The organism is Ramlibacter sp., assembly GCF_050250995.1.
Lineage (GTDB): Bacteria > Pseudomonadota > Gammaproteobacteria > Burkholderiales > Burkholderiaceae_C > Ramlibacter.
In genome coordinates this window covers 1-3,257 of sequence record NZ_JBFWNP010000097.1, presented here as the reverse complement: position 1 = coordinate 3,257, position 3,257 = coordinate 1, and the positions used below count along the sequence as shown (strand labels likewise).

At 69.5% G+C, this 3,257-nt stretch carries 5 protein-coding genes; 1 reads left to right on the top strand and 4 read right to left on the bottom strand.

All coding sequences use genetic code 11. From position 1 onward, the window contains the following. Positions 1 to 588, bottom strand: a 588-nt coding sequence (locus AB7E83_RS27985) for an FAD-binding protein (RefSeq protein WP_428574797.1), incomplete at its 3' end; no start/stop codon positions are given. Here AB7E83_RS27985 and aroB point away from each other — a divergent pair. Further along, on the top strand, positions 576 to 1,679 hold the full coding sequence (aroB, locus tag AB7E83_RS27980; protein WP_428574795.1) for a 3-dehydroquinate synthase: 1,104 nt from the start codon (positions 576 to 578) through the stop codon (positions 1,677 to 1,679). The genes AB7E83_RS27985 and aroB overlap by 13 nt on opposite strands. Before the next feature lie 71 nt (positions 1,680 to 1,750). On the opposite strand, the gene AB7E83_RS27975 is transcribed toward aroB, so the two are convergent. The 3 genes from AB7E83_RS27975 to AB7E83_RS27965 are packed head-to-tail and all read right to left on the bottom strand — an operon-like array spanning position 1,751 to position 3,217. Further along, entirely contained in the window at positions 1,751 to 2,146 is a 396-nt protein-coding gene (locus AB7E83_RS27975) for a hypothetical protein (RefSeq protein WP_428574793.1), read from the bottom strand. Continuing rightward, positions 2,125 to 2,541, bottom strand: a complete 417-nt coding sequence (locus tag AB7E83_RS27970; RefSeq protein ID WP_428574791.1) for a hypothetical protein — start codon at positions 2,539 to 2,541, stop codon at positions 2,125 to 2,127. Before AB7E83_RS27970 ends, AB7E83_RS27975 begins: the two co-directional genes overlap by 22 nt. Positions 2,542 to 2,596: 55 nt before the next feature. Next, positions 2,597 to 3,217 carry a hypothetical protein gene (locus tag AB7E83_RS27965; RefSeq protein WP_428574789.1) on the bottom strand — a complete coding sequence of 207 codons (621 nt, stop codon included), beginning with the start codon at positions 3,215 to 3,217 and terminating at the stop codon, positions 2,597 to 2,599. Positions 3,218 to 3,257 lie beyond the last annotated feature (40 nt).

The following is a 3,257-nucleotide window of genomic DNA, read 5'->3' as shown; positions in this document are numbered from 1 at the left end:
GAACACCTGCCCCGCGCCGCCCGTGGCCAGGAGCGTCATCGCCGCCCCGGCGCGATGCATCTGCTCGTGCCGGTCGGCGTAGATCACGCCCCGGCACGCGCCGTCCTCGACGACGAGCGCCGTCACCCGCGCGTCGTCGAACACGCGGATGCGCCGGTCCGCGGCAACCCGCTCCCACAGCACCCGCGCGATCTCCCGCCCCGTCGCGTCGCCCTCATGGAGGACGCGGCGGACGGAGTGGGCACCCTCGCGGGCCAGTTCCAGTTCGCCGGACTCGCTCCGGTCGAACGCCGCACCCCACTCCACCAGCTCGCGCACGCCACGCACGCCGTCCTCGACGAGCACGCGCACGGCGGCGGGGTCGCACAGGCCGTCGCCCGCGGCGAGCGTGTCCGTCAGGTGCAGGTCGGTCGAATCATCGGCCCCGAGCGCAGCGGCGATGCCGCCCTGCGCGTAGCCCGTGTTGCTCTCGGTGGGTTCGGCCTTCGTGAGGATGGTGACGGTGCCGGATCCGGCCAGCGCCAGCGCCGCCCGCAGCCCGGCGACGCCGCTGCCGACGACTGCTCCAAGAGGCCGTGTTGCCCGCATCCCAGACACCCGAACGCATCGAGGTCCGCACCAGCTCGCGCCCCTCCACGATCCTCGTCGGCACCGGCGCGCTCGACGCGCTCGCCGCGCACCTTGACGAGGCCGGCGTCGGCCGGCGGCGCTTCATCGTCTCGAACCCGAAGGTCTGGCGCCTGCACGGCGCGCGCATCCAGCAGGCGCTCGGCGACGCCCCCGTCGTCCTCGTGCCGGATGGAGAGCGCTACAAGACGGTCCGCACGACGGAGAAGATCTACGACGCGCTGATTGCCGGCGGCGCGGATCGCGGCAGCGCGGTGGTGGCCGTGGGTGGCGGCGTCGTGGGCGACATGGCCGGCTTCGCCGCCGCGTCGTTTCTGCGCGGCATCACGCTCGCGCACGTGCCGACGACGCTGCTGGCCCAGGTGGACAGCTCGATCGGCGGCAAGGTCGGCGTGAACCACGCGCTCGGCAAGAACCTGATCGGCGCGTTCCACCAGCCGGCCGTCGTCGTGATCGACCCCGGCGTCCTTTCAACGCTGCCGCGCCGCGAGTTCCGGTCCGGCCTCTACGAGGTCGTCAAGTACGGGATGATCGCGAGCCGTCCGCTGTTCGAGACGCTGACAAAGAAGACCCGCGCCGTCTTCAAGCACGACCCGGACGTGCTGCTGCCGATCGTCGCGGCGTCCGCGCGGATCAAGGCGGACGTCGTCAGCGCGGACGAGCGCGAGTCGGGCCTCCGCCGCATCCTGAACTTCGGCCACACCGTCGGCCACGCGCTCGAAGCGGAGACGCACTATCGCCGGTTCCGGCACGGCGAGGCGATCGCGTGGGGGATGCTGCTGGCCGCGGACCTCGGCGTGGCGCGCGGCACGCTGCCGGAGGCGGACCGCGCGGCGCTCGCGGCGCTCGTCGGAAGACTCGGGCCGCTGCCGCCGGTCGCCGACCTCCCGATCGCCGGCATCCTCGCGGCCGTGAAGCGGGACAAGAAGGTCGTGAACAGCCGGCTCCACTTCGTGCTGTGCACGTCCATCGGCACGACGGACGTCGTGGACGACGTGACGGAGGACGAGCTGACCGCCGCGCTCGTCCGGCTGGGCCTCAGCGGAATCTAGTCTGGCCGGTCATCAGCCGGAGGGATTGCACGTTACGCCAGGGCGTCGTCCAGCGGCGACCGTCCTGCGGATCACGCCGCTCGCAACACGAGCATTTCCTTGACGAAGATTCCGTTGAACGTGTTGTCTCGAAAGTGCGCACGAACGACGCCGTTCGCCGGCGTCTTGATGACGAACCTTGTTGCGCGAAGGAGTGAGTCGTCGGTTCGTACCAACTTCACGTCCGCGATCGACAACGAGGTGAGCTTGGCGCTCCCGATAGCTCTCGCGATCTTCTGGTAGGCCTGACTCTCATCCTTGGGAAGGAACGGATCGAACGTCTCGCCGGCCACCAGGAGGCGCCACGTCTCCGCGTCAGAGAAGAAATACCAAAGCACATTGCTCGGGGTATCTCCTCGCCTGTCGAGTTCCTCGACCAACTTGACCGAATCGGTCACGGCGCTTTCTACCAGTGCTTCTTCAGCCATCGCAGGACTCCATGGTTCACGTCACCCACCGCCTGAAGCATGCTAGCAGCAGCAAACTGGTCCCGCATCTCGTATCTGCTGGTCTCGTTCCACTTGCTCGCAATTCCCCACGCGGCAGAAAACACCGGATCGGCCGCCATGTCGTCCTGCATCTGCCTCTTGATGCCGGCCAGGCCAACCAGATCATCCAGCTTGTGCGAGTACGCAGCGTTTACGAAGGATCGATCAGGGATCATGTCGGCTTGGAACACACTCGCAATCCGCGCCTTGATCCCAAGTTCGACCGCATAGCCAGCCAAGTAGTAGGCGCCCGAGTACCTCCCCGCATCGAGCAGCAACTGAGCATCTCCGAGGCGGGTCTCCGCGAGGGTTTGGAGGTCCTTCTTCGAAGTCACGTGCAGTATCCAGGTCTTGCGAGTGGACGTCGTAGGTCTTGAAGGAGACGCGGCGCTACCGCAGCCAGCCGGGCGGGACGCTCGCGCGGCGCGCCTGCTCTTCCGCGTCGGCCACGGCCTGCTGCGCGGCCTTCATGTCCTTCTGCACGCGCTCCAGCTCCGCGATCGCGCGGTTGCGATCCGACTCGATCACGGCGCGCTGCGCCGGGTCGTCGCGGTTCACAAAGTCGAGCAGCGCGGCGTTGATGCGCGACTGCAGTGCGTCGGCCAGCACCTGCTGCCGCACCACGTTGCCGCGCAGTTCCGCCATGCGAGCCCGCCAGCCCGATTCCGTCGTCGGCAGCGGACTTCCGGCCGCGGTTGGCGTGGCGGCGCCACCGGCCGTTGCGGACCCGCCGCCCGCGGCAGCGCCCGTGGACGGCGCCGCGCCGCTCGCCGCCAGTGCGGCCAGCACGCCGGCGCCGGTTCCCGCGCCCGGCGCACCACCCGGCGGAAGCGGCGGCGGAGCCGGCAGCGGCTCGGGCTTCAGGCTCTCGTTCGTGTAGACCTTGCCGGGCTTGCCGACAGACTTCCGGCGCTCCTGCTCCGCACGGGCCACATCGCCGAGCGTCTGCGCGGCGGCGGAACCGGCCGCGGCCGTCAGCACCAGACAGGTCAGCCAGCGAGTGATGGTCATGCCCGGATCCTACCTCCACCGATTCCGTGTCACCACGCCT